The following is a 22,149-nucleotide window of genomic DNA, read 5'->3' on the forward strand; positions in this document are numbered from 1 at the left end:
AGCCAGTCTAGTGAGTGATTGCACAGATCAGTGTTCGCAGATCAGTTTTCGAACAGTGCGAACACGCGCGAGCTAATGGAAGGCGCGCCGCGGAAGTTCGCCGGGCCCACCACAATCACCGCACCCGTCGCCGGGACCTGGTCCAGGTTGGCCATGACCTCTACCTGGTAAATGTCCTGCTCCAGAATGTAGAGCTCGCCGTAGAGGAAGCCCGTTTCAGCAGCCACCACGCCCGGATCCGTATCCAGCGTCTCATGCCCGATGGCAGCCACCTTGCGCTCTTCAACCAAGAACTTCAGCGCATCCAGCGTCCAGCCTGGGGTGTGCTGCACGCCGCTGTCATCGTGGTTGACAAACGCCGCCGGGTCCTCCCAGCGCTTATGCCAGTTACTGGCAAACGCCACGAAACTGCCCTCGGGGATCTCGCCGTGCTCGGCCTCGAAAGCCTTGATGTCTTCCACCGTCACACCGTGATCCGGGTTCTGCTCGACCTTGTCTTCCAGGTGCAGCACAAACAGGGGCAGGATGAGTTCGTCGGCACCGATAGCGTCCACAAGCCTCTTGCCCTCCGCAAAGTGCCCAGGCGCATCAATGTGGGTGCCATACGGGGTGGCAAAGGTGTACTCCTTAGCAAAGAAACGGTCCTTTGCAATCGTGGTCACCGTGCGCTCAGACATGGGCTGAAATGCCGGAAAGTGCGGGATCTCCGGGTGGATCTGGTGGGTAAGGTCAACGCGCTTCGCGCCGAGAACCTGCTTTTGCCAATCAGTAAGTTGTGTCATGAATGTGACTATCAAACATCACGTGCGCTGGGGGCAAGGATTGTATTCAGTATCCCTGCGGGTTTCGAGAGGTGTCTAGAATATTTGAAAGAATTCTGGAAAGGAGCCAAAGTGCCAGCTACTCATCAGCAAAACGAACGTCCTCTAGAGCTAGCGACTTCAATGCGGGCTGCCAAAGCATCGATGGCTCTCGAAGGACGAAATGTCCCCAAAAACTATGTTCGTTCGGCCATAACTGAGCAAGTACTCCAACGCCTCCGAAGTGATCGTTCATGGGTTTAACACCTGGGTATGGAGAAACGCCTCTCGAAGGGGATGAACTGGAATCTCTCAACCCTGAAGTGCTTCGTAACCTGGGTGAAAGCTTCACAAAGTCAGCGATTTATGACCTAGAAACCGCACTTTACAGCGAAGCTAGGGAAAGACTCCTATCCGAGATTGATCATGAAAAACTAACAGTTCCTGATCTCTTGACGCCTTCGTTTCTAATAGAACTTCACACCATGTTGTTTGAGGGCATTTGGAAATGGGCAGGTAAATTCCGTAAAACTGTCTTGAACATTGGAGTTGAACCCAGTCACATCTCGAGCGAAATCTTTATGGCCTGCGGGAATCTGAATTATCGCTGGGAAGAAGCATCAGTTACTTCTCCACACGATCTCGGAATATGCACCCATGCCGAGTTCGTTCGAATTCATCCTTTTGTAGACGGCAACGGACGTGTCACTCGACTGTTGGCTGACCTAGTATTCGCCGCTGGACAAAGCCTTCCACATACGTTGGAGTATGACTGGAGCATTGATAAGCGGACGTATATCCAGCTTTTACGCACTTTTGATCTCAATCGAGATCCACAACCGCTGTGTGATTTCATTCCGTCCCGGGCGTGTGCCGGCGACCGTTAGAATGGCGTGCATGGCTAACTTCGACGCCTCCCGCATGCTCTCCTTTGACCTGGAGACCACCTCCGCTAACCCGCGTGAGGCCAGGATTGTCACGTCTGCGCTCGTGCGTATCGACGGTGCTGAGGTCACCTCCAACGAAACCCTCGCCGACCCCGGCATAGAGATCCCCGAGGAGGCCGCGAAGGTCCACGGCATCACCACGGAAAAGGCGCGTGCGGAGGGCCGCGACCACGATGAGGTGCTGCACGAAACGGTCGAGGCGATCAAAAAAGGCTGGGATGACGGCCTGGTGCTGGTGGTGTTCAACGCCCCCTACGATCTGACAGTGCTGCGCCAGCTCACGGGCGATTTCACCGTGACCGGCCCGGTCTATGACCCGCTGGTGATTGACCGCGCCAAGGATCGCTACCGCAAGGGCAAGCGCAACCTGACGGCTATGTGTGACCACTACGGTGTGCGCATTGATAACGCGCATGAGGCAACCGCTGATGCAACTGCCGCCGCGCGCGTTGCGTGGATGCAGGTGCGCAAGCACTTCCCAGAGCTCGCGCAGATGGATACCGGCGAGCTGATGGAGTACCAAGCTGTGGAGTACTACAAAATGCAGGAGGAACGCCGCAGGTATTTCGAATCCAACGGCCGCGACGCCTCAGACGTGTTGTCCGGTTGGCCGATGTTGGGCTAGTCCTGCTGGGCTAGGCCTATTACAGCGCTGCCTGCACCTTTTGCGCGAACGCGCGTAGCCCGTCTGCGTCCCCACCCGATTTCAGGGTGTGGTGCTCCCCTGCCGTGGTTTGCACGACCAAGTCACCAGCGTCATTGGCGCTAACGCTCGCAATGGTTTCGCGCGGCAGCTCGATGCCGAGCTTCTTCTGGCCAAAGCGCAGCGTCTGGCCGTCAAAATTCGCCCAGCGCTTATCCGGCATTAACGCGAACACCACGGCAATAATCACGGCAACTGCAACACCTGCCCACAGACGCTCCATGACTATTGCGAGGACGATGAAAAACAGCACCGCCAAGCCCACGGCAAGGGCCCAGTTCACGGATTTCTTTTCCCAGTGAAGTCGTTCATTCATAATTCAACTGTAAGTGCTTCGTGCATTTCGCGCGCGGCGAAGTAGTTCTTCGCGCTCCCTACCAGCGTTTCTGCCGGAGACGCATACACGTCAATCCGGGTCTCCGCGGGGTCAATCTGTAGTTCATCAAACAAGTTGAACAGCTCGCGCGGCTGCATGGTTGGGATGGCGATGCGCGTGCCGCCATCAAGCAGCCGAGCCAACGCATCCTTTTCTGCACGTCGTGGATCGACAGTAATCCACGGCACGCCCACCAGCGCCGGTGTGTTGAGCAGGTGCTCGCCGAAGCGTTGGAGGATCTCCTCTGGCTCTGGGATCGCACGGATGGTGTCAAAATCTGTGGTGCCTTTGAGGCTTCCCGCCATTACCGCTGGCAGCTGCGGCTCGTCGAGTTGCAGCACCGTCGCACCAAAGCGCCGACCTACATCCGCGCGGTGCTCCTCGCACGCATGCAGCAGCGCCTCAGTCAGGTCCCGAAACGCACCCGGGTCAGTGATCATCCGGTGCCCATTGGGCATTTCTACTAACGACGCCAACGTCAACGGCCCCACCACCTGCACCTTGACCACGTCCACCTTGCCATGCCAGAGCTCTTCCAACAGGTCCAAGTCGCGATCCATTTGGTCCGCAAGCCCACGCTTGCGTGCTGCCACGCGCCACCCACGCGGACCCGGGGCAACTGGGATCTCTAGAAGCGCTGCGGTGCGTCCGATCAGGTCGGAGCCGACCCCGCGGTCCGGAAGCTGCGGAAGGTGTGGCAGCGGCGACTCAGACAGCACCACGTCCGCTGCCTGTACGAGGTCAGTACCGGGCAGAGGTCCGAGACCAAATGCAGTAGGTGAAAGTGTCATGCCGTTGCGCAGATAGTGCCGGAGCCTAAGACAACATCGCCTAGGCCATCTGGATCAGGAAGGTAGAGCACTGCCGCTTGTCCCCGGGCCACTCCCTCCAGCGGTTGGTGGAGAGAAAGCGTCATGCGGTCGCCGCTGATACGTGCTGTGCACGGCACTACCCCGCCGTGGGCGCGGATCTGCACGTGAGCAGCAAGTTCCTCGCCGCTTGCGGCAGCCTCTGACATCGCCGGGTGCAAAACCTTGAGTCGGTCCGCGGTGATCTCGTGCACCTTCAGCGCTTCGCGGGGGCCAACGGTGACGGTTCCTGTGGCTGCATCGACGTCGGTGACGTAGCGGGGTTTGCCGTCCGCCGCGGGCACGCGGATGTTCAGACCCTTGCGCTGGCCGATCGTGTACTGAAACGCGCCGTCATGTTCTTTGAGCTCATTGCCGTGCGTGTCCTTGATCAGGCCGGGACGCATGCCGATAGAGCGGCCCAAAAAGGCCTGCGTGTTGCCGTCCGGAATGAAGCAGATGTCGTAGGAATCCGGCTTCGACGCAGTAGAGAACCCATGCCGCGCTGCCTCTTCACGGATCTGTGGCTTCTCGGTGTCGCCCACTGGGAAGATGCAGCGATCCAACTCGTCGCGTGTCAGCACACCAAGCACGTAGGACTGATCCTTTAACGGATCAGCAGAGCGCCGTAGGTTTCCGTCCTTATCAATAATGGCGTAGTGGCCGGTTGCAATCGCGTCGAAACCAAGCGTGACCGCTCGGTCAAGCAAGGCAGCAAACTTGATCTTCTCGTTGCAGCGCAGACACGGATTGGGGGTTTCGCCGTGTTCGTAGGACCAGACGAAGTTGTCAATGACCTCTTCTTTAAACCGGTCGGAGAAATCCCACACATAAAACGGGATGCCAAGCTTGTCGCACACCCGACGTGCGTCGGTCGAATCCTCCAAGGAGCAGCACCCGCGGGCAGACTCGCGCGTTTGCTGCGCATCTTTGCTCAACGCCAGGTGTACGCCGACAACGTCGTGACCAGCCTCAACAAGGCGCGCGGCGGCCACTGAGGAGTCGACTCCCCCGCTCATCGCTGCCAACACTCGCATGTCAGCGCAGTGTAGTGCGAAATGCATGTGTGCCCCAAAACTCTTCGTTAAAAACAGTCCTCAAGGGTCCCTTTTAGGCGGCAGGATGAGACAGCGAGGCACACTTCATCTTCAATCTGACGGTCAGAATGCTTTTAAAAGCAGCGACATCACCGCACGGCAATCCGTCACACGCACTCCTTCCAGTCACACGCCACACCCGAGTAGTGCGGCTACCAGACCACTTCACCCCGAGCGTTGTGAGCTGCTACCAGCTAGTCACGACACTGCTACCAAATAGCCGGTCGCAACACCTATGGTTTGGTGGCTGGATCTGAATCAGCTAAAGCCGAGGTTGCTAGCAAAGCAATAAATGCATCGGATTCTTTACGGAGTAGGGCGGGATTCCCCTCGGCCAGTTTTCTGCCATCCTCCATTAGAATTACATAATCCGAATTAAGTGCTGATGATATTCGGTGGGTGATCATCACAACAGAACCATCGCATTCCGAATTGGTGACAATGCTCTTGGCTTCTTCGATCAGGCGAGCCTCTGCGAATGGATCTAACGCCGACGTAGGCTCATCGACAATTGTCAAACAGGCCTGATTTGCGCCGAGTAGCCCTCGAGAGTTTCCTAGTCGTTGCCATTGCCCACCTGACAGTTGGTGCTGAGAATTTAGCCAACTTTCGCCTAGCTTTGTGGAAGCTCCCTCGGGTAGCTTAGATATCACCTCAGCTGCCCCGCTAGCAAGCAAGGCGGCATCTTGGTTCGTAAAGGGTCCATTCTCGCCTATTTGAGGCAACGTGCAGCATTCTATCGCCTTGAGCTCCCATCGGCTGGGGTGCTGCGGGACTCCAGCGATGAATTGCTCAGTATGTGATGACGCCCATGCGATTGTGCCTTCTTGGGGCTTTCGAACTCCCCTTAGAATTTGGGCAAGCGTTGACTTCCCAGATCCATTGGATCCGATAATGGTTATCAGTGACCGCTTTGGCACCGAGATTGAAACGTTGTTTAGGGCGCTAGAGGTTGCGCCGGGATATTCATAACAAACATTCTTAAGCTCGACGAGCGCGTTTTCAGTCTTCGGCAAAATGCTTCGAATGTCCAGTGTTTCGCAGGTAAGCCCTTTAATTATTCGTTGAAATCGAGAGTACTGTCTGCGCGCGCGTGAAATATCTGAATACGCAAATCTAACGCCGGATAGAACAGTAAAAAGCTGGAAACTAGCCAATATAGCCAGCAAGGCCCCTTCAGGATCGTGGTTAGCAATACTACGCCACAGCACAAATGCTACAGTCAAAAAATAAGTGATTCGCGCCAACTCAGTAAACAGAACGACAAAGCTATTTGCCTTCAGACTTGGCGCTGCCCAGCGTGCCACTATGTTCCTGTAGTTCTCAAAGAACCAATTGATCGCGCCGTAAACTCGTAGTTCGGTTGGCGTAGAGCCATTGTTCGCAAGATTCGCCATGTCAGCTAGCTCTACTTGGACGGGTGCCGATTCAGTTTCAGCTTCCTCTTGAAGTTTTTCTGAATAAATGCCAGCCCAAATGACCGGCACACTTGCTGGTATGAGAAGGATAAGTAAGGAATTTGTATAGGCTGTCGAAAAGACGACAATAAACGGGATTAACAATGTGACGAGTGCAAAATATCCACGTGCTAGCGCCTCCCCGAGTACCGATTGCCTTGAACGAAACACTTCAAGGTCACTCACCATGTTTTTTGATTCCATGCCATCTAGGTACTTCTGGCTGCCGATTACCTCGGCAATGCGTCTGTCGGTCGCGGCACCAATCTGAAATGCAAACTCAATTTGGGCATTTCCTGCAATTGGGCCGATTACGTACAGAAGCGACGTAACGCAGAGAAAATAAACAATTCCGCTCCAGTTTGGTAGCGACAATGAGAAGATGCTTCCTGACAGCGCTACGTTGACCGCGAGAGGGAAAAGTGCTGTTCCCACAGTCAATATGGTGTAGATCGCAAAAACGACCATCGTACGGATTGATAAGTTGCTCAAAAACATGCCGATCAGCGACCGATGAGCCTTGTTGACTTCATTCCTTCCAGCTCGAGGATTTTTCTTGGAACTCATCGAGTCCCTCCCCTTCGGGAATCTCCAGTATATGAAGTCTTTTCCGAGCTATTTGATCCAACAGTATAAAGACGCTGCTGGGTTGTGAACATTTGGGCATAAAGTCCCTTTGTGTCAGCCATTAGCTCTTTATGGTTACCCTGTTGAACAATTTTTCCGTTATCAATTACAATAATCCGGTCTACCTCAACGACAGACTGCAGTCGGTGCGTTATAACGATGACGGTGTCATTGGGTTCTGCATTTCGAATCACGAGATCATAAAGAGCTTGCTCCGCATGGATATCTAGTGCGGACGTGGGCTCATCCAGTAGAATCAAGCGGCCCCACTGGGCGCTTTCTGTAAGAAGCGCGCGCGCAATTGCTAATTTCTGCCACTGTCCCTCGGAGTATGCTCCAGGAGACTTGATTGCGTTCAGTATCTGAGAGATGCCTAACTGATCTGACAAGGATTGAACATTAGCCGGTGAAAGATCGCGCCCCAGTTCAATGCCTTCATTTGGATCACCAGGATACTTCATAAAATCTTGTGCTACGTAACCCAATCCGGTTCCATCAAGCTTGACGCCGGGGGGTAAACCGTCAAGCGTAATTAGCCCCTGTTGTGCTTCCTCTTGCCCAGTAATCAGTCTTGCGAGTGTGGATTTTCCGGCCCCATTAGGTCCGACTATTGCTACTTTTTCCCCAGATCTAATGGCTAGCGTAAGTCCTTTGAACACCGACTTGTTTTTATAGTCAAATCCGACGTTTCGAAATTCGATAAGCCGATCGTTTGGAATATGGGGCGCCGCGCTGAAATTTGTTGTCAATTCTTTGGGCTGCTTCACTGCTTGCGAAACCATTTCGTCAAATTCATGTGCTCTAATTTGGATGGAACCTTGATTGCCGACTCCGGAAAGACCTGGTAGTGCCACGACTGCTGCACTGAGAAATCCTGGATAGTCTAGGTTGTTAGCTCTCAGCGCCCAGACAAAAAATAGGCACATTGCGCCGACGAGCGGCAGATTAGCGATCGCGCTTTGCATAATGCCCCTCTTGGTATCCGAGCGTGCAGTCTCGAGTCGTTTTCGAGAATAATTCTCGAAGCGTCTCGTCAACAGCTTATTCAGCCCAAAAAGGCGGGTTTCTTCTGCAAACTCGGGAGATGTCAATGCCCTCCAATAGAATTGGCTCCGGATTGAAGATTCATCAGCGACGCTCGACAATTGCTGTTGCTGCTTAACTGCAAATGCGAAAGTCCTGTGTCCCGAATACCAAGCTGCAGCCGTCACCAAGGCCGCGAGAATGAAGTTCCATTGCGCCAATACCAAGAATGAAGCAAGACCACTTAACCGCTTTTGAATTACATAGAACTGAAGTGAGATTCCTTCTTGCCCGACCCATGTTCGAGTCTGTTCGCTAAGACTTGACCTTCCATTATTGAAATCGCTGCAAAGTGCAGCCGGCTGGAGAACGAGTTGAACTGCGTATTGCAATCGGTAAATCAATAGATCATTGACTGCACTTACTACAGGAACGCCAAGTAACAGCGCAATCAAAGGAGCAAATGCAATCAAATTCAGAGTTTCGGGTTGCGAAAGCCTACTTACGGATTGTGATACTTCAAGCATTAGTGCCAGTTGAAGCAACGCAGATGCAAAAGTACAGATTATTGAAGCGCAAAGCAGCTTTGGGGCTGAAGCCCAAGATAACTGCAACGTATTAGGGTAAGCAGTTTTTATCATTCGAACAAATTGGAAGAACTCCAGTTCTTCCAATTTCCTCCCCTACAAAGTTAATGCGACAGGTCAGTACCCCGTCGAAGTATGTACAGAAAGGCGGTCATAGTCGCAATCTTGCCCGAAACGGACGTATGCAACTACTCCAAGAGTGAATTGAGTATGCATTTCCATGGGCCCGCCTTTCTATCGAGTGAGGAGTTACTTGTCTTGTACCTTATCGTTGGTTTTGGACCTCGCGCTGGAACTTGGGTTACTTTCCGGGGATTAAGGTCCGAAGTATGTTGGTCGCAAGCTGGAAATTCCCTAGTATCAAGTTCTTGATCGAGTCCCCACAGTTCCATTTTTGGAATCCATTTTTGGAAATCATCTCGCCGTGCAATGGTAGTAACCCCCACTTTGTTAGCTCTGTCTTCAGCTCTACGGTATCCACTGTCAGCTTCTGGTGGTTGCCAAAGTTTTCGGGCCTGCTAGAGAAAAGCTATAAACGGGATGCCCAACTTGTCGCACACGCGGCGCGCATCCGCAGAGTCCTCGAGCGAGCAGCATCCGCGGGCAGACTCGCGCGTCTGCTGCGCATCTTTGCTCAACGCCAGGTGTACGCCGACAACATCGTGACCAGCCTCAACAAGGCGCGCAGCCGCTACCGAGGAGTCGACTCCCCCACTCATCGCCGCTAGTACTCGCATGTCAGCGCAGTGTAGTGCCACGCCCACGAAAGGTGAAACGTCGGGCCGTAACGATGAGGACGCATTCTAGACATATACCCCCATGGGGTATTAATGTGGATGACAGCCGTCGTGCTAGGCCCCGGCACGGCCGAACCGATCACAACTATGAACTGCAACGAAAGGACAGAACCATGAACGACAGGCACACCCACTCCCACACCGGACCCGGTGGGTACGCCAGTCACCACGAACACAGCAACCACGAAGGCCATGCCGACCACAACCACGCAGAGCACGCGGGCCACGGAGAACATGGAGGCCATGGCCACGCGGGCCACACAGGCCACGGTGATCACGTTGCCCAGTTCCGCAGACTCTTCTGGATCATGCTGGTTCTCGCTATCCCGGTCGTCGGGTTCAACAGCACTTTCGCCCATCTCATCGGCTATCAGCTGCCAGACACGGAATGGGCCCGGTGGATCTCGCCGCTTTTGGGCACGGTCATTTACTTCTGGGGAGGTCGCCCGTTCTTGTCCGGGGCGGCCTCAGAGATCCGCTCCCGCAAACCCGGCATGATGCTACTGATTGCGCTCGCGATCACGGTCGCCTTCGTCTCCTCCTGGGGTGCGAGCCTGAACTTGCTGGACCGCGGGCTGAATTTCTGGTGGGAACTGGCGCTGCTGGTGGTCATCATGCTGCTGGGACACTGGATCGAGATGCGCTCCCTCGCCCAGACCACCTCGGCCCTGGATTCGCTCGCCGCTCTTCTGCCCGACGAGGCCGAGAAGATCGACGGCGACGAAGTTGTGAAGGTCTCCCCGGCGGATCTTGAGGTCGGCGATATCGTGATCGTCCGGCCCGGAGCGTCCGTGCCCGCCGACGGCACAATCGTCGACGGCAGCGCCAGCATGGACGAGTCGATGGTTACCGGCGAGTCGAAAACAGTGCGCCGCGGTGAAGGAGAGCACGTGGTTGCTGGCACTATCGCGACTGACTCGGGTCTGCGAGTCGAGGTCACGGCCACGGGTAGCGACACCGCGTTGGCCGGCATCCAAAAGCTCGTCACCGATGCGCAAGAATCGTCATCGCGGGCGCAGCGCCTCGCAGACAAGGCCGCCGCGTGGTTGTTCTGGTTCACCCTCGGCGCCGCCATTCTGACCGCCGTGGTCTGGACCGTCGTCGGCATGCCAAATGACGCCGTGGTACGCACCATCACCGTGCTCGTCATCGCTTGCCCACACGCCCTCGGCCTTGCCATCCCGCTGGTCGTCTCAATCGCGACTGAGCGCGCGGCACGCGGCGGGGTGCTGATCAAGGATCGGCTCGCGCTCGAATCGATGCGCTCAGTCGACGCTGTGTTGTTCGACAAGACCGGCACGTTGACCAAGGGCGAACCCACCGTCACCGCGATCGACCCCGCCGGCGGGCGTGATAAAGAAGACGTGCTTGCCCTGGCAGCGGCCGCCGAAGCAGACAGCGAGCACCCGCTCGCCCGCGCCATCACCGGGGCTGCTCAGGCCCGTGGCGTAGCCGTCCCGCAGGCCACCGACTTTTCTTCGTCCCCAGCAGTGGGCGTGAAGGCAACGGTTGACGGTGAGGTAATCGAGGTCGGTGGTCCCTACCTGCTTGAGATGCATTCCGCCGAAGAGCTCCCCATCGCAGACGAGTGGCGAAAGGAGGGCGCGATCATTCTCCACGTCCTCGCCGACGGCGAAGTGATCGGCGCGCTGCGGCTTGCCGACGAGATCCGCCCCGAGTCCCGCGACGCCGTCGATGCACTGCACACATCGGGTGCTCAAGTCGTCATGATTACCGGCGACGCGCAGGCCGTGGCGAACACCGTAGCGGGCGAATTGAGCATCGATCGGGTCTTCGCCGGTGTGCGGCCGGAGGACAAGGCCACAAAGGTCAAGGAACTGCAGAGCGAGGGACACAAGGTCGCCATGGTCGGCGACGGCGTCAACGACGCACCGGCGCTGGCCCAGGCCGATGTCGGTATCGCGATCGGTGCGGGCACCGACGTGGCCATCGGCTCGGCGGAGGTCATCCTGGCAAGCTCTGATCCGCGATCGGTGCTCTCGGTCATTGAGCTCTCGCGAGAGACCTACCGGAAGATGAAGCAGAACCTCTGGTGGGCGGCCGGTTACAACTTGCTGTCCGTGCCGCTGGCTGCCGGTATCCTCGCTCCAATCGGTTTCGTGATGCCGATGAGCGTCGGTGCGATCCTGATGTCGGCCTCGACCGTCGTCGTGGCTCTGAATGCGCAACTGCTGCGCCGACTCGACCTCACCCCACAGAGCAGCACCGACCGGATACTTAACCGGTCCAAGTGACCCAACACCGTCCACACCATCCAGGAGACCGATGATGAACACCCCCACCCCCGCTTCCGGGAACTCAGCCAACCACGGCTACATCAGCGAAAAAGACCGCTATCTCGCTCGTCTCAAGCGTATCGAGGGGCAGACCCGCGGTATTCACCGCATGATCGACGAAAACGCCTACTGCATTGACATTCTCACCCAGATCAGTGCGGTCAACGCGGCGCTGAAGAGCGTAGCACTGGGTTTGCTGGACGATCACTTGGAGCACTGCGTCGCCAATGCCATCAAAGGCGGGCAGGAAGCCGAGGACAAGATCAAAGAGGCGTCCGCAGCTATCGCGCGGCTGGTGAAGTCCTAAGCGTCATACCGCAGTACGACGCGGCTGCCCGCGGCGGCAAGTAGCGTGGACGGTCATGAACTTATCCACTCCCCGCGCAGTGCTGATCCGCAATGCGGGCATGGCAGCGTTCATGCTGGTCACCTGCCTAGTTGGGCTGCTGCCGGATTCGCGGCAGTTGGTCGTCGGGCTCGCACTGCTGGCCTGCGCCGTTGCGGCCCCGTTTACCCGCTGGCGCTGGCCGCTGGAAACGTTCGCTGCGATACTTGCGGTGCTCATTCCCGCGGCGTTCTGCAACTCACTCCCCGTCGGCACAATCGCCGTGGCGCCGTTCGCCGCCTACATCGCCAGGCGCCACCTGCCCGCCCCGCACCGCGACATCGCCACGGGTGCACTGCTGCTTGGCGACGCCGCAGCCACCGCGTTCGTCATCCCCGCGCTCACCGCGCTCGAGCCTGCCGAGCGACTCCCCTACGTCTTCTGGAGCATCATTCTGCTCACTGTGGCGTTACTTTTCGGTGAGCTTCGCCGCCGCGCTGAAGAGAGCGCGGAGCAAGAGCTGGCGCGCCAGCGTGCGGAGTTCGAACGCGAGGCCCAAGAACAGCGTGCCCACCTAGCCCGAGAAATTCACGACATTGTCACCCATTCACTGACTGTCATCGTCGCGCAGGCCGACGGCGCACGCTTCGGTGACGAAACTCTAGAAGCGAAAGACGCGGCATTGCGCACCATTGGCAGTGTTGGTCGAGATTCACTTCGGCAGATGCGCGGTGTTGTCGAGTTACTGCGCAATACCGGTCCACGTCCGGTGGAACCGTTGGCGGAATTGGACATTGACAGGCTCGTTGCCACGTGCCGCGCCGGCGGGCTTCAGGTGGACTACACCGTCAAGGGCACCCCACCCAAGGATTTAGCCCCAGTCACAGCGCTAACCGTCCAGCGCATCGTCCAAGAATCGCTCACCAACGCGATGAAACACGGCACTGGCAGCGCCAACTTAACCGTGAGCTGGGGCGACGACGTCAAGGTCTTGGTAAGCAATCCCGTCGCACCCGGCGCGGTGTCTCAGCCGGGCCACGGTGTCGAGGGGATGAAACAGCGTGCGTCGCTTGTCGGCGGCAACGTCACCACTTCCCTTGGCGCAACCGGCACTTGGGCTACTGAAGCAAGGATCCCACTTCATCCATGATCACTCTCGGACTCGTAGACGACCAGGCGCTTTTCCTCCACGGCATCCGCAGCGTCATCGACTCGCAGCAGGATATGCAGGTGCGTTGGCTTGCTGGCAACGGTAAGGAGGCGGTTCAGGCGTGCAGTAATGAAGCGGTGGACATCGTCCTCATGGACGTGCAGATGCCTGTGTTGGACGGCATCGCTGCGACGAGGCAGGTTGTAGCAACACATCCGGCGACCAAGGTGATCATCCTGACCACGTTTGATGACGAAGCCTATGTGCTTGGCGGCCTTGGCGCCGGTGCCAGCGGTTTTCTGCTCAAGGATGCTGAACCGGAGACTTTGCTCGATGCCATCCGCACCGTGGCAAACGGTGATGCGGTGATTTCGCCGCGGGCAACGAACCGGGTCGTAGCAAAGCTGCATGCTCCGGATGAGGAAACAGTTGCCCTCTCCCCTGCCGACAGGCTGGCGCTTACGGACCTAACCGAGCGCGAACGCGAAGTACTCGTGGCAATCGGGCGTGGGTGGTCCAACACGGAGATCGCCGAGCGGATGTTCATCTCTATGCCAACAGTGAAGACTCACGTGGGCCGCGTGCTGGCCAAGACACAGTCGCGCGATCGGGTCCACGCAGCGCTTTTCGCCTACCGCACTGGGCTAGTCTCGCGCACCGACCTGTTGGACTCCTGAAGCGTCATACCCCGGTATCACAGCAAATATCGTGCCGTACGCCGACGCGCTCACCCCCTGTCGGGCGTGAAAGTGGGGTGTATGGAAACACCGATCATTCAGACCCACGGTCTGACCAAAACCTACGGACGCACAGATGTGGTCCACAACCTGGACCTCAAGGTCGCGCCCGGCGTGGTCCACGGCTTGCTCGGCCCAAACGGCTCCGGCAAGTCCACCACGATGAAGATGCTGCTCGGCCTCATCACCCCAACGCGCGGAGATATCAGCGTGCTCGGCCAGCCCATGACGCGTGCGAACCGCGCCCAGGTGTTATCGAGTGTTGGCTCGCTCATCGAAGCTCCGGCCGCATACCCACACCTCACCGGTGGTGAAAACATGCGCATTGTCACGCGTCTGCTCGGCGCCGATCCCGATGCGGTACGCCGCGCGGTGTCGCTGGTGCGGCTCGACGGCCAGATGGACAAGTTGGTGAAAAACTATTCGCTCGGCATGAAGCAGCGCCTGGGGATTGCGATGGCACTTGCTCGCGACCCACAGTTGCTCATTCTGGACGAACCCACTAACGGCCTCGACCCCGCAGGCATCGAGGAGATCCGCGAACTGATCATCAGCCTCGCCCGCGATCAGGGCCGAACGGTCCTAGTGTCGAGCCACCTGTTGTCTGAGATTGAAAAGATGGCGACTGACTTGACCATTATCAACCACGGTCGGCTCGTTTTCCAGGGATCGCAAGAGGAGCTTTACAGCGCGCAACTGCCGGATGTGTTCATCCAGACGCCTGACGCTGCTAGCGCCGCCGAAGTGCTGAAGGGACTCCACCCTGTTCGAGTAGCAGGGGGTGTGGAGCTTGCCGGTCTTGACGACGCCCACGTCGCCGACACCATCGCCCTCCTAGTGGCACACGGCGTGCCCTTGCATCAGGTACTGCGTAAGCGACGCAGCCTTGAAGACATCTTTATCGGTCTGACTGGCGAGGAGGTGGCAGACGCATGATGGTGGAGTTTGCCAAACTCAGACGCACCAAAATCGTGTGGCTGAGTCTGCTGATGACGGTTGGCATTGTCCTATTCGCAAACATGAGTCTCTTCGCAGGCGACACCGCTGTCGCATTCCAAACCAATCCAGATACCGCATGGGCGGGACATCTCATCGGGTTCGCCATGGCGCTCGCGTTTCTCTCTCCGTTGCAGGTATCACTGGTGGCCAGCCGCATCGTGGATACAGAGCACATCAGCGGCGGGTGGCGGCTCAACGCCATCGCAGGAACTCGACCCGGAGCGCTGCTTCTTCGAAAGTTAGGTGTTGCGACGGTGGTAGTTGTCGTCGCAAAGAGCATTGAGTTCGCTGGGGCCATAGCGCTGCCCGTCGCGATGGGCGCACCCGCACCGCGCGAAGACATGTCGGAGATATGGCTGCGCTTCGGCCTCAGCGTCGCGGGCACCACGCTTGCACTCCTTGCGGTGATGCTGCTGCTGGCCGCGCTCGTTGAATCCCAACTTGTGGTGCTCGCAGTCGGTGTCGTCGGCGGGTTCCTCGGCATCGCATCGTTGCTCTCTCCTCCGTGGCTGGCCGCGATCAACCCTTTTGGGTATTTCGCTGTGATCCTTCCGTTCGGCTTCACCGAGACCGGGGTCACTCCGACGCAGCCCAGCTGGTTGCTATGGGCCGGCTACCTCGTCCTTGCGGCGGCAGCCTTTGTCGCTGGCACCAAGGCCCTAGACCGAAAGGAGATCTAGACCATGGATCTGATCCGAAACGATCTGCTCAAGCTCCGACGCTCCCACGTCTGGACGGTTGCCCTCCTCGTCCCCATAACCGCAGTTGCGATCGGCGCGGGCAACTACACCGCGAACACCGGCACCCTGACCGCTGGTTGGGGTAGCTACTTCTCCCAGGTCATGCTGTTCTATGGGTTGTTGTTCTGTACTGCTGGCATCGCGATCCTCGCCGCAGCAGCCTGGCGAGTCGAGCATCGCGGGCACAACTGGCTCACCATGCTGACATCGACGCGATCGGTGGGCGCCCTGGTGGCCTCAAAAATCGCCGCGATCACGGTCGCTGTCACGGCGATGCACGCGATCCTCATCGGTCTGACGCTTGCAGTTGGTTGGGCGTTGCAAATTCCTGGTGCAGTGCCAGGCGAACTCCTCGTCGCAGCATTATTGGCTCTAGCCCCGGCCGTCGCTGTGGCCTCTTGGCAGTCACTGTTATCCATGATCATCCGTAGCTTTGCCGCTCCCATCAGTCTTGCGGTAGTAGCAAGTCTCGTATCATTCGGTGCGCTCGCCGCCGGAGTACCTGGTGTGCGGTTCATTGTGGCTCCCGCGTTGTTGTCGCAAACGCTGTGGTTGGGCAGTTCCGCTGTCGCTGCGGCGGGGGCACTCGATGCTGCGACCATCGTGAGCGTCCTCGTGGCTTCCGCGGCGCTGACTGTAGCCGGATGGGCTGCCGCTGTAGCCTACCTGCGGGGCACGGACGCACGCCTCTAGTCGACGGGCGCAGGCCGACGGGTACGCTGACCAGCCATGGCTACAAAAAGCGAGTTTCATGAGATCGATACCGGCATCGCCGAGGTTTTGCACGAGCCAGACGGCTCCATGGTGCTGCTGGTCAACGGCGTGCCAAGCTCGCACATCGTCCCAGGTGATCCGGAGCGCCTGGATTTTGAGTACATGCGCTGGATCGCAGACTTTTTAGATAGCGCCTACCCGGATGCAGACAAGCCGAAGGCACGCCTGACTCACCTCGGCGGCGCGGCCTGCACCATGCCGCGCTACTTCGCCAGCAAATGGAAAGGCTCACGCAACACGGTTGTGGAGATCGACGCTGAGCTAGCGATCCTGGCCCGTGAGCTGTTCGACATCCCGCGTGCGCCGGCGGTGAAGATCCGTGTTGGGGACGCTCGCGAAGTCACCGACACGTTCAAGCCAGAAACCCGCGACGTGATTATCCGTGACGTGTTCTCGTCCGCCACCACCCCGCGCAGTCTGACGACGGTGGAGTTTTATGAAAACGTCAGGGCGTCGACAAGCAACAGCGGCCTTTATGTTGCCAACTGTGGCTCGCATGCAGACCTCAAGGAGGCCAAGGAGGAGCTAGCGGGCATGTGCGAGGTGTTCCCGCATGTGGCGGCGATTGCGGATCCTCCGATGCTGAAAGGCAGGCGCTACGGCAACATTGTGCTCATTGGCGCTAACCAGCCGATTGAGGCAAGCCCGCAGCTTAACCGCAACCTGCTCATGGGTGCGGTGCCCGCCCAGTTCAAGGGTGAGGCGTGGTGCCGTGCCTTGGCAACGACGCCGCGCCACGACTCCCCTACTGCCCCCGCCGAGTAGTTACTTCGCTGCGTTGTCCAGAAGAATCAGCAGGTCACCGATCTGGTAGCGGCCAGCAACCATGTTCTTAAGATCCTCTACCGGCAGCTCGCCTGTGGTTGCCAGGCGCTGTACCAAGTTGGCGATATTGCGGGCATCGGCATCACTAAAGCCAGCGAGGTCGACGGCCTTCGTCAGCTCACCCAGGCCGACGGCGCCTGCAGCAAGTGCCAGAATCGCCAACACCAGCGCAGTGTTGTCTTGCTCCAGCACCTTGAGCTCACCAGATTCTGCGACCTGGAAACGTTCCAGCACGCCGCCGCCTGCGCGCGTGTTGCCAGCCGCAAACTGGTGGAACTGGCCAGTGTTGCCGTTGTACAGGTTCATGTCCACTGGCGTGGAAATACCCAGCACACGGCCGGATTCACTGCGCTGCCAAAAACTCAACTTGTCCCAGCCACCCACCGGGCGCGGCGGACGGTTCTGGTACGCAGCCAGCCACAGCGGGTAGTTGGTAAAGGCGTTGGTGTTGTCCATGTGCTCGTACCAGAAGTAGCGGTACGTGTAGATCATGGGCGTCTTGCCGGTCAGGCGTTGCACCTCGCCGAGGAAGAGCTGCGTCCATGCGGTCAGCTGCAGCGCGCTTTTGCCTTCAGCCACCTCAAGGTCAAGCACCGGCGGCAACTGGGTTGCAGGGCCTTCGTTGATCACGGAGGCGAAGTAGCGGGCTTGTGCCAGCGCATCGCCAGCCGGGCGCGCGTAGTGGTAGGCGCCAACGCGCATACCTGCATCGGCTGCGGCGCGAGCATCCTCGTCGTAGAAGGTGTTCTTCCAGTCGGAGCCTTCAGTGGCCTTTACAAAGGCGAACTGCTGCATGCCTGGGCCGGAAACCTGCTTCCAGTCAATTGCCTGGCCGCCCGGTCGCTGGTGCCCAGCAACGTCAACGCCAGAGATCAGCCCAGGAAAAGACTGGGCAATCGCAGGCAGGGGTGCAAAAGTCAGGGCGGCAGCGGTTAAGGCAGCAACTAGTCGACGCATGCGCGCGACTTTATCACACTAGCCACACCAGTCACACGTACAACACGGGTTACGTTCGACGCGCCTGTTACACCAGTCGTGCGCGCTCCACCACGTCCGGCAGCAGCGCCTTGATGGTCTCAATATCCGCGGCAGGTGTGGTCCTGCCAAGCGTGATGCGCAGCGCGCCCATGCCCTCTTCCTGACCAATGCCCATGGCCTCCAGCACACCGCTTAGGCGGATCACGCCTGCAGAACACGCCGAACCCGCAGAAACCTCAACACCTTGCTGGTCAAGCAGCATGATCATGGCATCTGCATTCGCACCCGGGAACATGAAGTGCGCGTGTCCCGGCAATGCAGGCTCCTGCGTCGTCATCACGGCATCCGGGATGGTGGCGAGGATATAGTGCGCCAGATCGTCGCGAAGCAGCCGCACCCTCGCGGATTCTGTTTCCATCTCCCCGACCGCCTCTGCAAGTGCCGCAGCCGTCGCCGCCGCCGAGGCCACATCCACCGTGCCGGATCGGATGCCTCGCTCCTGGCCGCCGCCGACGATCACCGGCTGCGGCGCCGGCGAACGCTGAGCCAACAACAACCCAGTGCCGCGCGGACCGCCAAACTTGTGGGCACTTGCGGCAAGCGTGGTGGCACCAAGCGCATGGAAATCAACCGGAATACGCCCCACTGCCTGCACCGCGTCTACATGCAACGGCGTGCCAGCTACCTGTGCGCGACGCGCCGCTTCCTCAACCGGCTGCACCGCACCCGTTTCGTTATTAGCCCACATCAACGTGGCTACTGCCGCGGGCGTATCCAGGGCGGAAAGATCAGTAACGTGACCGTCGCGGCCCACGCTAAGCCAGTCCACCTTCGCACCCGTACGCTCAAGAGCGTGCACACTCTCCAGTACCGCGGGGTGCTCGATCGTGCTGGCCACCACACGGTCTAGCTCACTTGCCGCGTACAGCCCGCGCACCGCAATGTTGTCGGCTTCTGTACCCGAGCCGGTGAAGATGACTTCCACCGGGTCCGCCCCGAGCAGCTGTGCGATCTGCTCGCGTGCCTCCTGCAACACCGCATTCGCCCTGCGACCAGACGCGTATTGGCTTGCCGGGTTCACCGCACCCGCATGTTTCGCAAGCGCTTCGATGGCACATGCACGCATAGGAGTAGTTGCCGCGTGGTCAAGATACGTCATAGGGCTCTAACTTACGCGCCCTGCCCTCACTTACGCGGTTTCGCGTGCGGTGCAGATATGAGCCACCGCGGCGTCCCCAATCCTGGCGATGACCACAGCCATCTGCGTCTTGCCCCGCAGCTTCAACTTGCCACGCAGCTGGTCTGGGTCAACGTCCACGCCGCGCACCAGGATCTCCACCGAACCCGCGCCGTGGCTAGCCAGGGCAGCTTTCAGCTTCTTCAATGGCACTGCCTCGACAAAACGGAAACCGCTGTAGCCCGCCGGAATGGCCTCACCGGCACAAAACGCGATGTGCTCATCCAGCATCCACAACCCGTGGCGTGCTGCCCAGTGAGCAACCAGCCCGGCGCGCACGATCGCTCCGTCTGGCTCGATGATGAAGGTTCCGGGAGCATCGGCGACAACGTCATCGGGTTCATCTGATGTCACGCGTTCTTCGAAGTCTCCACGCAATACGACGGCTTCGCGGCCGCCTCCGAAGTCTGCTGAGTACAGGCATGCTTCCTTTACCCCGCCGTCTACGGAGACCACGCTGACTAGGCCTTCCCATTGGGAGTAGTCGATGCCGGGTGCGCATTTCACGGCTAGCGGTCTGCCTCGGTAGGCGTCCACCAAGTCCGGCAGAGGTGGCATGAGTTTGGCGGGGTCGGTGATGCGCCGGCCGTCGGCACGTCTGGCGGGGTCGGCGACAACCACGCCGTCGCTTGTCACCGGGTGTAACGCGTCAGCGCGCGCCAACCACGCACGCTCGCCTAGGTTCTCGCGCGCCATGGCAAGGCGCACCATATCCAGGTCTGAACCGATCCACTGCACGCCAGCTTCCGCAAACGCCGGCGCTTCCGAGCCGATCGAGCATGTCACGTCGTGCACCAGCCCGTAGCCTGCCGCAGCAATGCGCCTGGCGCGCACATCCGCCACTGCCCGCGGGGTGGCCTGTTGCGCCGCATCGGCGTCAGTCAGCCAGTCTCCCGGAAACTTGCCGGCACCCATGCGTTGCGACGCCACGAGTTCACTCACCGCCCGCGCACCTTCACCAAACTCACGCTCAAGCAGCGCACGGTCAGCGAAGATGGACTTCTTCGTCAGCGCAAGCTGTCCTGCGAGCTCCTGGATGCGGGGGCGGTTGGTGGCAAGCAGCGCAACGTCGTCAAGCGAAAAGCTCATAGCTTGCGACCAATGCGATCCTGCGGTGCACGGTAGAAGTACTCCTCCATCCGGGGGTCATCGACCGGGTCACCTACAACGGGGGTAATCGTGCGATGCTTGGCTGCTTCAATAATCTCCGCGACCGAATCGTAGGAGGTGAGCTCCATGATCTGCATCCACGTCGGTGGAGCGAAGCGGACAAGACCGGCGCGCCAGCCGTCCATCAGCAGAGAGGGCGAGAACCAATTCGCGTCATCCGCCTCATCTGTCTCAGCATCCGGCTCTTGGCCCTCGGGGTTGGCGGCAAGGAAGCTGAACGTATCAAACCACATGCCGCTTTCAGAGTTACCCACCCAGCGGGCAAAGGGATGCAACAAGTCACCGCATACCGCAAGCTTGTTCTTTTGCAGCACATCCGTGAGCGAAAGCTCATGCGTTTCAAGCGTCATTCGCTGATCGTGGTACGTGCGGGCATCCGAGAGCACCTCGCCTGTGCCATCCACGGCCAGGAAAATACCGGTCTCCTCAAACAGCTCACGCACTGCCGCAAACAGAATCGCACGCGCCTTGTACTTAGTCACCCCCAACTGGCGAGCGAGCGAAATGGCACTACGGCCCTGCCACAGCTCACCGTCATCCCAGGAACGCCCCGGGAAATCGCGAGTGTCAACGCCGCCTCCCGGAAACACCGTCAACCCCGGGTAGTTCAGCATGGACAGCACGCGCTCTTGCACCCACACCTTCATCCCGTCAGCGTCATCGCGCAGCAAGATCACGGTTGCAGACAGGCGCGCGCCGCCGTAGCCGGTGGTGTCAGTGACATCAATTGCGTCACCTTTATCCGCCGACACGGCACCAGTCGTGCGCGCCTTATCCATCACTTGCGGTGCGCCCCACCCCTGGCCTTGCGTGCACGGCGCGCAGCAAAACGGCCATCCTCATACGTAACCTCAATCGGCTGGTGGTACGCCTTGGTCACGTTCTCACTGGTCAACACGTCCTCAATGAGGCCCTGTGCCACCACATCGCCCTCATCCAACAGCATGGCGTGAGTAAACCCATACGGGATCTCCTCAAGGTGGTGGGTGATCATCACAATCGCCGGGGCGTCCGGGTCAAGCGCCAGATCCCCCAGGTACGCAATCAGATCCTCGCGGCCACCCAAGTCCATGCCGGCCGCTGGCTCGTCCATGATCAAAAGCTCCGGGTTAGTCATCACGGCGCGCGCGATCAACACACGCTTCTTCTCACCGTCAGACAACGTGCCCCAGGTGCGATCAATCAGGTGCATGGCGCCAACCTGCTCAAGCACCTCCACAGCCTGGTCATAGTCCTGCTCGTCATATTCCTCACGCCAACGCCCCATAATGGCGTAGCCTGCGGAAACAACCAGATCCCCCACCTTCTCCTGATCCGGTACGCGCTTGGCAATAGCCGAAGACGTCAGGCCGATCGCGGCGCGCAGGTCACGCATGTCGGTCTTGCCCAGCTGCTCACCCAACACAAAGGCGGTGCCGGAAGACGGGAACTCTTGTGCCGATGCCATCCGGATCAGCGTGGTCTTGCCAGCGCCGTTGGGGCCGATAATCACCCAGCGTTCGTCCAGCTCAACCTGCCAATCCACAGGGCCGACAAGGGTATTGCCGCCGCGCACAAACGTCACATCGCGGAAATCTATAAGCAGGTCAGGATCCGTTGTCTGATTCACCCCTCCTATTGTGGACTAAAATTCGCTCCAAGTGTGGGAAGTCGAA

General features: G+C 58.8%; 22 protein-coding genes and 1 pseudogene. 10 read left to right on the plus strand and 13 right to left on the minus strand.

Going from position 1 to position 22,149, the window contains the following annotated elements; genetic code table 11:
* Positions 1-41: 41 nt before the first annotated feature.
* The gene (locus tag HMPREF3104_RS08465; protein ID WP_070495170.1) at positions 42-782 is read right to left on the minus strand and encodes a cyclase family protein; all 741 of its coding nucleotides are present in this window, start codon (positions 780-782) and stop codon (positions 42-44) included.
* Between the two features lie 272 nt (positions 783-1,054).
* On the opposite strand from HMPREF3104_RS08465, the gene HMPREF3104_RS12105 reads away from it, so the two are divergent.
* On the plus strand, positions 1,055-1,687 hold the full coding sequence (locus HMPREF3104_RS12105) for a Fic family protein (RefSeq protein ID WP_083279028.1): 633 nt from the start codon (positions 1,055-1,057) through the stop codon (positions 1,685-1,687).
* 10 nt (positions 1,688-1,697) lie between these two features.
* The gene (locus HMPREF3104_RS08470; protein WP_070495171.1) at positions 1,698-2,372 is read left to right on the plus strand and encodes a 3'-5' exonuclease; all 675 of its coding nucleotides are present in this window, start codon (positions 1,698-1,700) and stop codon (positions 2,370-2,372) included.
* A 19-nt stretch (positions 2,373-2,391) separates the two neighbouring features.
* Here the strand turns inward: HMPREF3104_RS08470 and HMPREF3104_RS08475 are convergent, their stop codons facing one another.
* The 7 genes and pseudogenes from HMPREF3104_RS08475 to HMPREF3104_RS12955 form a co-directional block, all read right to left on the minus strand.
* A complete protein-coding gene (locus HMPREF3104_RS08475; protein WP_070495172.1) occupies positions 2,392-2,766 on the minus strand; it encodes a hypothetical protein in 375 nt (124 codons plus the stop codon).
* A complete protein-coding gene (locus tag HMPREF3104_RS08480) occupies positions 2,763-3,617 on the minus strand; it encodes a uroporphyrinogen decarboxylase/cobalamine-independent methonine synthase family protein (protein WP_070495173.1) in 855 nt (284 codons plus the stop codon). The genes HMPREF3104_RS08475 and HMPREF3104_RS08480 overlap by 4 nt, the downstream gene beginning before the upstream one ends.
* The gene (mnmA, locus tag HMPREF3104_RS08485) at positions 3,614-4,711 is read right to left on the minus strand and encodes a tRNA 2-thiouridine(34) synthase MnmA (RefSeq protein ID WP_070495645.1); all 1,098 of its coding nucleotides are present in this window, start codon (positions 4,709-4,711) and stop codon (positions 3,614-3,616) included. Before mnmA ends, HMPREF3104_RS08480 begins: the two co-directional genes overlap by 4 nt.
* A gap of 293 nt (positions 4,712-5,004) precedes the next feature.
* Positions 5,005-6,795, minus strand: coding sequence for an ATP-binding cassette domain-containing protein (locus tag HMPREF3104_RS08490; RefSeq protein WP_083279029.1), 1,791 nt, complete (start codon positions 6,793-6,795; stop codon positions 5,005-5,007).
* Positions 6,792-8,552, minus strand: coding sequence for an ATP-binding cassette domain-containing protein (locus HMPREF3104_RS08495; RefSeq protein ID WP_141738183.1), 1,761 nt, complete (start codon positions 8,550-8,552; stop codon positions 6,792-6,794). Before HMPREF3104_RS08495 ends, HMPREF3104_RS08490 begins: the two co-directional genes overlap by 4 nt.
* Before the next feature lie 446 nt (positions 8,553-8,998).
* A pseudogene (locus HMPREF3104_RS12115) lies at positions 8,999-9,202 on the minus strand (tRNA 2-thiouridine(34) synthase MnmA); the annotation flags it as partial.
* On the minus strand, positions 9,190-9,621 hold the full coding sequence (locus tag HMPREF3104_RS12955; protein WP_371441051.1) for a hypothetical protein: 432 nt from the start codon (positions 9,619-9,621) through the stop codon (positions 9,190-9,192). The pseudogene HMPREF3104_RS12115 and the gene HMPREF3104_RS12955, both read right to left, overlap by 13 nt.
* Here HMPREF3104_RS12955 and HMPREF3104_RS08505 point away from each other — a divergent pair.
* The 8 genes from HMPREF3104_RS08505 to HMPREF3104_RS08540 all read left to right on the plus strand — a co-directional run bounded on the left by HMPREF3104_RS08505 (position 9,571) and on the right by HMPREF3104_RS08540 (position 17,049).
* Entirely contained in the window at positions 9,571-11,517 is a 1,947-nt protein-coding gene (locus HMPREF3104_RS08505; RefSeq protein WP_371441052.1) for a heavy metal translocating P-type ATPase, read from the plus strand. The genes HMPREF3104_RS12955 and HMPREF3104_RS08505 overlap by 51 nt on opposite strands.
* Before the next feature lie 34 nt (positions 11,518-11,551).
* Positions 11,552-11,866 carry a metal-sensitive transcriptional regulator gene (locus tag HMPREF3104_RS08510; protein ID WP_052206377.1) on the plus strand — a complete coding sequence of 105 codons (315 nt, stop codon included), beginning with the start codon at positions 11,552-11,554 and terminating at the stop codon, positions 11,864-11,866.
* A gap of 55 nt (positions 11,867-11,921) precedes the next feature.
* Complete coding sequence (locus HMPREF3104_RS08515) at positions 11,922-13,034, plus strand: sensor histidine kinase (protein ID WP_070495178.1); 1,113 nt, start codon at positions 11,922-11,924, stop codon at positions 13,032-13,034.
* The gene (locus tag HMPREF3104_RS08520; RefSeq protein ID WP_070495179.1) at positions 13,031-13,711 is read left to right on the plus strand and encodes a response regulator; all 681 of its coding nucleotides are present in this window, start codon (positions 13,031-13,033) and stop codon (positions 13,709-13,711) included. The genes HMPREF3104_RS08515 and HMPREF3104_RS08520 overlap by 4 nt, the downstream gene beginning before the upstream one ends.
* An 81-nt stretch (positions 13,712-13,792) precedes the next feature.
* Positions 13,793-14,707, plus strand: coding sequence for an ABC transporter ATP-binding protein (locus tag HMPREF3104_RS08525; protein WP_070495180.1), 915 nt, complete (start codon positions 13,793-13,795; stop codon positions 14,705-14,707).
* The gene (locus HMPREF3104_RS08530; protein ID WP_070495181.1) at positions 14,704-15,450 is read left to right on the plus strand and encodes an ABC transporter permease; all 747 of its coding nucleotides are present in this window, start codon (positions 14,704-14,706) and stop codon (positions 15,448-15,450) included. Before HMPREF3104_RS08525 ends, HMPREF3104_RS08530 begins: the two co-directional genes overlap by 4 nt.
* Positions 15,451-15,453: 3 nt before the next feature.
* Complete coding sequence (locus tag HMPREF3104_RS08535; protein WP_070495182.1) at positions 15,454-16,203, plus strand: ABC transporter permease; 750 nt, start codon at positions 15,454-15,456, stop codon at positions 16,201-16,203.
* Between the two features lie 36 nt (positions 16,204-16,239).
* Entirely contained in the window at positions 16,240-17,049 is an 810-nt protein-coding gene (locus HMPREF3104_RS08540; RefSeq protein ID WP_070495183.1) for a spermidine synthase, read from the plus strand.
* On the opposite strand, the gene HMPREF3104_RS08545 is transcribed toward HMPREF3104_RS08540, so the two are convergent.
* The 5 genes from HMPREF3104_RS08545 to HMPREF3104_RS08565 form a co-directional block, all read right to left on the minus strand.
* Positions 17,050-18,066: a glycoside hydrolase family 25 protein gene (locus tag HMPREF3104_RS08545; protein WP_052204638.1), complete on the minus strand. Its 1,017-nt coding sequence runs from the start codon at positions 18,064-18,066 to the stop codon at positions 17,050-17,052.
* A gap of 67 nt (positions 18,067-18,133) precedes the next feature.
* Positions 18,134-19,246, minus strand: coding sequence for a cysteine desulfurase family protein (locus HMPREF3104_RS08550; protein ID WP_070495184.1), 1,113 nt, complete (start codon positions 19,244-19,246; stop codon positions 18,134-18,136).
* Positions 19,247-19,276: 30 nt separating this feature from the next.
* Positions 19,277-20,413, minus strand: coding sequence for a THUMP-like domain-containing protein (locus tag HMPREF3104_RS08555; RefSeq protein ID WP_070495185.1), 1,137 nt, complete (start codon positions 20,411-20,413; stop codon positions 19,277-19,279).
* Complete coding sequence (locus tag HMPREF3104_RS08560; protein WP_052204645.1) at positions 20,410-21,273, minus strand: NUDIX hydrolase; 864 nt, start codon at positions 21,271-21,273, stop codon at positions 20,410-20,412. Before HMPREF3104_RS08560 ends, HMPREF3104_RS08555 begins: the two co-directional genes overlap by 4 nt.
* The gene (locus HMPREF3104_RS08565; RefSeq protein ID WP_232305783.1) at positions 21,273-22,103 is read right to left on the minus strand and encodes an ABC transporter ATP-binding protein; all 831 of its coding nucleotides are present in this window, start codon (positions 22,101-22,103) and stop codon (positions 21,273-21,275) included. The genes HMPREF3104_RS08560 and HMPREF3104_RS08565 overlap by 1 nt, the downstream gene beginning before the upstream one ends.
* Positions 22,104-22,149 lie beyond the last annotated feature (46 nt).

Origin of the sequence: Corynebacterium sp. HMSC30G07, from assembly GCF_001806945.1 — a bacterium.
In the GTDB taxonomy this organism is placed as follows: domain Bacteria; phylum Actinomycetota; class Actinomycetes; order Mycobacteriales; family Mycobacteriaceae; genus Corynebacterium; species Corynebacterium riegelii.